Origin of the sequence: Actinomadura rubrisoli, from assembly GCF_004349215.1 — a bacterium.
Classification (GTDB): domain Bacteria; phylum Actinomycetota; class Actinomycetes; order Streptosporangiales; family Streptosporangiaceae; genus Spirillospora; species Spirillospora rubrisoli.
In genome coordinates, this window is the sequence record NZ_SMKU01000479.1 from 1 (window position 1) to 5,651 (window position 5,651).

At 67.9% G+C, this 5,651-nt stretch carries 10 protein-coding genes; 4 read left to right on the forward strand and 6 right to left on the reverse strand.

Annotated elements, in window-relative coordinates; genetic code table 11:
• The 6 genes from E1298_RS43405 to E1298_RS43425 form a co-directional block, all read right to left on the reverse strand.
• Window positions 1–677, reverse strand: a 677-nt coding sequence (locus E1298_RS43405) for a hypothetical protein (RefSeq protein WP_131903220.1), incomplete at its 3' end; no start/stop codon positions are given.
• Between the two features lie 593 nt (window positions 678–1,270).
• Window positions 1,271–2,167: a hypothetical protein gene (locus E1298_RS43410; RefSeq protein WP_131903221.1), complete on the reverse strand. Its 897-nt coding sequence runs from the start codon at window positions 2,165–2,167 to the stop codon at window positions 1,271–1,273.
• Window positions 2,168–2,364: 197 nt separating this feature from the next.
• Complete coding sequence (locus tag E1298_RS48950) at window positions 2,365–2,520, reverse strand: hypothetical protein (RefSeq protein ID WP_165975945.1); 156 nt, start codon at window positions 2,518–2,520, stop codon at window positions 2,365–2,367.
• On the reverse strand, window positions 2,517–3,146 hold the full coding sequence (locus tag E1298_RS43415; protein WP_131903222.1) for a hypothetical protein: 630 nt from the start codon (window positions 3,144–3,146) through the stop codon (window positions 2,517–2,519). Before E1298_RS43415 ends, E1298_RS48950 begins: the two co-directional genes overlap by 4 nt.
• A 69-nt stretch (window positions 3,147–3,215) precedes the next feature.
• Window positions 3,216–3,410, reverse strand: a complete 195-nt coding sequence (locus tag E1298_RS43420) for a hypothetical protein (protein WP_131903223.1) — start codon at window positions 3,408–3,410, stop codon at window positions 3,216–3,218.
• A gap of 47 nt (window positions 3,411–3,457) precedes the next feature.
• Complete coding sequence (locus E1298_RS43425; RefSeq protein ID WP_131903224.1) at window positions 3,458–3,646, reverse strand: helix-turn-helix domain-containing protein; 189 nt, start codon at window positions 3,644–3,646, stop codon at window positions 3,458–3,460.
• 243 nt (window positions 3,647–3,889) lie between these two features.
• Here E1298_RS43425 and E1298_RS50940 point away from each other — a divergent pair, with 243 nt between their 5' ends.
• The 4 genes from E1298_RS50940 to E1298_RS43440 are packed head-to-tail and all read left to right on the forward strand — an operon-like array spanning window position 3,890 to window position 5,505.
• Complete coding sequence (locus tag E1298_RS50940) at window positions 3,890–4,240, forward strand: GntR family transcriptional regulator (RefSeq protein WP_243726201.1); 351 nt, start codon at window positions 3,890–3,892, stop codon at window positions 4,238–4,240.
• The gene (locus E1298_RS50945; RefSeq protein ID WP_243726202.1) at window positions 4,200–4,646 is read left to right on the forward strand and encodes a UTRA domain-containing protein; all 447 of its coding nucleotides are present in this window, start codon (window positions 4,200–4,202) and stop codon (window positions 4,644–4,646) included. The genes E1298_RS50940 and E1298_RS50945 overlap by 41 nt, the downstream gene beginning before the upstream one ends.
• A complete protein-coding gene (locus E1298_RS43435) occupies window positions 4,643–5,077 on the forward strand; it encodes an NUDIX domain-containing protein (RefSeq protein WP_131903225.1) in 435 nt (144 codons plus the stop codon). The genes E1298_RS50945 and E1298_RS43435 overlap by 4 nt, the downstream gene beginning before the upstream one ends.
• Entirely contained in the window at window positions 5,074–5,505 is a 432-nt protein-coding gene (locus E1298_RS43440) for an NUDIX hydrolase (protein WP_131903226.1), read from the forward strand. Before E1298_RS43435 ends, E1298_RS43440 begins: the two co-directional genes overlap by 4 nt.
• The last annotated feature ends 146 nt before the right edge of the window (window positions 5,506–5,651 follow it).

Consider the following 5,651-nt stretch of genomic DNA (forward strand, 5'->3'; position numbering starts at 1 on the left):
GACAAGAACAACGCCACCGCGTCGGTCTTGAACTCCTCCGGATAGTGCTTCAGCGCCATCAAAGACACCTCCTTCCCTGGATCCATGATCCAGGCCTCGAGATGTCCACACTTCAGGGGGAAGGCCCCCCGCGACAGCCGGTACCGGCAGGGGCGTTTGGTGCTGCCGCCGGCCCGATGCTCCTCGCCCTCGGTGAGCACGACCAGGACCTCGGCGGCGCGGTCGCCCAGGTGCTCAGCGGCCAGCGAACGCAGCCGCCGCAAGCAGGACGCGCGCCGGTCAGGCGCCGAGGTGTGCGCGAGTTCCGTCCAGGCCAACAGCTCGGTTCTGTACTCGTCACCCGGAAACGGCTCGGCGTCAGACCAGGGGACCACACCGATGACCGCGCGCTCGGTCGCGGCGACCTGGCGCAGCAACGCCGCCTGGCCGGCCAGCGAGTAGGCCATCGGCCGTCCGTCCGCGTCGGCGTCGCGGCCCCACGCGACGGTGTGCGTTTCGGCCAGCTGCTCGGTGAGCTGCGCGGCGCGGTCCTGCAGCGCCGCCCGGTCGTCGTGGTCCTGGACCATGTACAGGCCGTCGAACGTCTCGTTCAGGGTGTCCTGCAGGTCGGCGTACCGGCGGCGTGCGGCCGAGCGGTCCATCCGCGCTCGCAACGCGTCGGGAATGGTCTTCAACATCGGAGAAACTCCTGCGTTGTTTTGGGGGAGAGGGGGCCGACTCGGCCGGAGCCGGCCCCCTGGGGGCGTGTCGTCAGCTGGCGGTGGTGCGAAACTCGCCGTCCCGGGAGCACCGCCAGACGTCCTGACTCGGCCCGGTGCCGCCCTCGCGGCCCTGGTAGGTCACGTTCTGCGCGCTACCGCACGTCGGGCAGCACGCCTTGCCGCTCACTTCTTGTCGCCCTTGGCCAGCTCGGGGTAGCCGCGGCCCTTCTTGCCCCACATTGAGGGCGTGGGCGCGGTCGCGGTGCCTCCGCTGCTGGACCGGCTCTGATCGGACATACTTGGACCTGCCTCTCTTGAGGTGGGCCTCGCCGTTATCTTCCTAGGGACCGTTGGCGGGGCCCTTTTGTGCTGGTCACAGGCGGAAGTGCCCGAGACGATGGGGACCGGGAGAGATCCGGCTCTTGGTCAGGCGCGGCGTCCGGTGCGAAACGTCGTCATCGCCGCTCGCCGCCCACCACGGACAGCTCGGCGCGTGACGTTGCCGGCGGCTCGTCCCGCTCAGGCAGCGCCTGGACGATGGCTCGCTCGATGTCCGCGAGCTGCTCGGCCTACAGCTCCTTGACCTTCTTGGCCCGCGCGAACCCGAGGCCGAGAGCGCTCTGCACCTGGCGGATGGACGCGTCCTCGGGCAGCTCGCCTCGGTCGATCGCGGCGACCATGCGCTCGCACTGCTGTTCGTCGGTGAGCGCACGCGGCGCCGCGGGCTTCGCGCTCTCCGGAACCCGGACGCCCTTGTTCGGACGACGCTTACGTGGCGCTTCCGACTTCCGCTCTTGCGGCCGGTCGTCACCGATTCGCGGCCTCTTCTCGCCGCCCTCGGCGGTGGTTCGGACCGAGGTGGGGCGAGCGATGACCGACAGCGTCCGCCGCTGCCCGCTGGCAAGCGGCCACGCCATCACCGGGACGACGCCAGCGCTCTCTGCGCCGCCCTCCTCGGCGCTGTCGGAAGCGCCCGGAGGAGGTACGGCGGTGCCATGCTCGGCGAGGGCCGATTCGGCGTTTCGCAGATCCATCTCTGCCAGCCGCGGCATCGCCTGACCGTCCTTGCCGTGCCAGGGATCGGCCATGTTGATCGACCTGTCGATCACGCCGATGAGGTGCGCCGTCACGGCCGCGCCGACCGGCCCGAGCGCATGAGCGAACATCGCCCCCATGACCGCCCACACGGACACATGGCCGGTGGGCACGGCCGCGACCAGGTTGAGAAGGATCGATGTGGTCAGACAGCCCACACCGATCTTCTCCGCCTGCCTCGACAGCTCACCGCCGGCACCGGCCAGCCGTGCGCGGACGACGATGATCCAGCACACCGTGCCGATCAGCAGAGCCTCCAGGCCCCACAGCGCCCACCACACGGGACTGTGCGAGTCGACATGCATGATGCGTGCGGCGCCCTGCTGGGCACCGGTCGTCGACCAGATGCCGAACCCGACCAGCAGCGGCACCAGGACGTGCAGGTTCCGGCTGCGTAGCCACTCCAGGCGCAGCGCATGGGCCTCCCCGGACCGCGCCATCAGCGCTTTGACCCGCGTCCGCTCGCGGGCCGCTCGGAACTGTCGGTGTATCCGAGCCAGCTCCGCCTCGGCCTGGACGTCTGCCTCACGCTCTGCCCGCGCCAGCTTGGCCAGCCGCGACTCCTCGGCTACGTCCGCCCGTGACCGGCCTCCGCCCGGAGCCGCTCCAGCTCATCAACCCGCCGCGCGTCCGCCAGCTCCCGCTGCCGCTGCAGCTCACGGGCCAGCTCCTCCGGACTTCCCGGCGCGTCGGAGGTCGGCGGCTTCCTGTTGAGGATCGTCATCGCGAACGTCCTCCCTCCAGGATGTCCAGGACCGGCCCGACCACGCGGTTCAGCTCGGTGACCAGCCCTGCGACGGCCTGCCGGGCGGCGTGCTCGACACCGTCGGCCGGACCGTCCGGAGCCGCCGGCAACAGGCCGACCGGAACCGCGAACGTCAGTGCGAGACTGGCCTGCATGAACGGGTACTCGGTCACGTCCTTCTCAGTGGGGTCGACGTAGTTGTAGCCCTCGCCGCGAAGCTCCGTGGGCCAGTCGCGCCAGTACCGGCCGCGCTGCCAGTCGAACGACCGGGCCAGCGCCGTCGGCCAGGGCGCCACCAGGCTCACGGCCGCGACCAGCGTTCCGTCCCACTGGCTCCGCTCCACACAGGCGTTCAGCACCCGCGACTGGTGGCGGACGTAGCCGGGCGCCATTACCGGCCCGGTCGCCGTCCGACACGCCGCGGCCGCGAACTCGGCCAGCCTGGTCGACGGCTCCGCCCACGTCCCGTCCCAGCACTCGGCGAACGAGCTGTTCAGCCGGTCCCGCACGTAGGCGCCGTATCGCGAGACGCCGTCACTGGCGCACTCCTGGTCGTACTCCGCGTCGACCCAGAACGGGCCCGACGTGTCAGAATGAAGGTTCATCGGGTTGGACCTCCCGAGGTCCGATCAAGGCCCTCGTCAGGCGGTTGCGTCGCCATGACGAGGGCCGCTCTACTTTCCGGGGCTTTTGAGACGCACCTGCAGATAGGCGCGCACGTTCCGGGAGGCGCCACGGCACGGATAGTCCGACGACACCTCAATTGGGTCGAACGCCTCGGCCAGGATCTGGGCCCCGGCCAACACCTCGTCCGGCAGACCGACTAGCCGGATCCGGAGACCGGCCGCGGACATGCCCTCAGCGGCCACGGGCCTCACCGCTAGGTCGGAGCCTGGCTTGCGGCGCTCGCGGGCCATCAGCTGGCCTCGCTCTCCAGCAGCGCGATGTACTCGGCGATCGCCGAACCCGGGATCCGGCGCGAGCGGCCCTCCTGAACCGACCGCAGCCGACCCGACCGGATCAGCTCGTAGATCACCGACCGGGACAGCGACAGCAACTCCATCGCCTCGCTGACCCGGTACAGCCGCGCCGGCGCCGTTGGCATGGGGGAGATGGTCACGATGGCTACCTCCAGATGTCGGTGGCCCGAGATGGCACCTTCCGGGCCTTCCGTGTTGGTTCGCGAGCGTCCGTGGTCGGTCGCTAGCAGTCAAGGCGGAACCTAACGCATATGTCATAAGTGACAAGGTCTGGCTCTGAAGTGGCCTCTGACCTGTGCAGAAGGGGACTCGACGACCTTAGACGCTAGGCTTGCTGTCATAGGTCTTCGCAGCTTCGGAGGTGGCCCGTGCCGCTGCAGCACCCGAGATCGCGCTACCGGCAGGTGGCCGACGATCTCCGTGAAGCCATCGCCCGTGGGACCTACGGTCCAGGATCTGCGCTCCCGAGCCAGCCCGAGCTGGCTCGGAAGTACGGACTCAACCAGACCTCGATCAGCCGGGCCATCGGCCTTCTCGAATCCGAAGGTCTCATCCGCACTGAACGCGGGGTTGGATCGTTCGTCCTCGACATTCCTACTGTGCAGCGAATCCGTCGTATCCCGACTCGCGGTAACGGTTCGGGCAGTAGCTTCGCCGAGGGCATGCGCAAGGCCGGGCTTGACTCCAAAGACGGAGCTAAAGCAGGTCGAGGAAATTGACCCGCCGGACGAGGTGGCGACACGGCTCGACCTGCCAGAGGGCGAGAAGACCCTCATCCGGAAGCGCCACATGTTCGCGGACGAGCGCCCCGTCCAGTTGGCCGCCTCCTACATCTCGATGTCTATCGCCGGAGGCGTTGACATCGCCTTCCCTGACACGGGTCCTACCGGCCTCTACGAACGTTTGGCTGAGCGTGGTCATCGAGTAGTCCGCTTCACGGAGGAAATAGAGTCCCGACGGCCGACGGACGAAGAGGCTGACTTCCTGCGCATCAGCTCTGCACAGCACGTCTTGGAAGTCGTCCGTCTTGCCTATGACCGTGTGGGCCGTCCCATAGAAGCCGTCGTCAATGTCTTCCCTAGCCAGTTGTGGAAGCTGACCTACGAATGGGCGGCTGAAGAGTGAAGTCCGATCCTGAACTGCCGAGGCACTCTGTCAGCGTCTCGGGGGTCGTCAGGCGCGCCGATGGGAAGATCCTCGCGATTAAGAGAGCTGACGACGGTCGATGGGTGCCGCCTGGCGGCGTCCTGGAACTGGATGAGACGCCTTACGAAGGTGTCGTCCGAGAGGTGTTTGAGGAGACGGGCGTAAAGGTCGAGCCGGAGCGGCTGACCGGCGTGTACAAGAACATGAAGCTGGGCGTCGTCTCGCTGGCCATTCTTTGTCGCCCTGTCGCCGGCGAACCTCACACCACAGACGAGGCCACATCGGTCGCGTGGCTGCTCCCGTCAGAGGCAGTCGAAGCCATGCCCGAAGCACGGGCTATCCGGGTGACGGACGCCCTCCGAGAGGACGGCCCCTTCGTCCGCGCCCACGATGGAACCGCCCTTCTGTGAAGGCCGACAGTCGCCACTCGGTCAGCGTGGCCGGAGTCGTCGTTGACGATCAGGGCCGAGCCCTGCTGATCCAGCGCCGAGACAACGGCCACTGGGAGGCACCCGGCGGTGTCTTGGAACTAGACGAGGATATTCTCACGGGCCTCCGCCGCGAGATCGAGGAAGAGACCGGCCTGCAGGTGACGCCAACGGCCCTGACCGGCGTCTACAAGAACATGACCCCCGGCATCGTGGCCCTGGTCCTCCGCTGCAAGGCCGAGGCCGGCTCCCTCCGACAGTCGGACGAGACCTCCGCCTTCCGTTGGGTCACCGCCGACGAGGTCGCCGAGCTGGCCGACGAAGCCTTCGCCATCCGAGTCCAAGACGCCCTGGCCGCCCGCCCAACCGTCCCTATTCGTCAACATGATGGCATCCACGTCCTCAGCTGATGGATCGGTAGTTACGCATTGAAGTGATCTCAGGGATTTAGAACCGGACGGTCGAGCTTTCTGAGTGTTGAAGGTGCCGTTCGGGGAGACACGCGGACAGATCGCCTGGCCGGGAAATAGGACGTGGAGCCCCGGTAGAGAAGGAA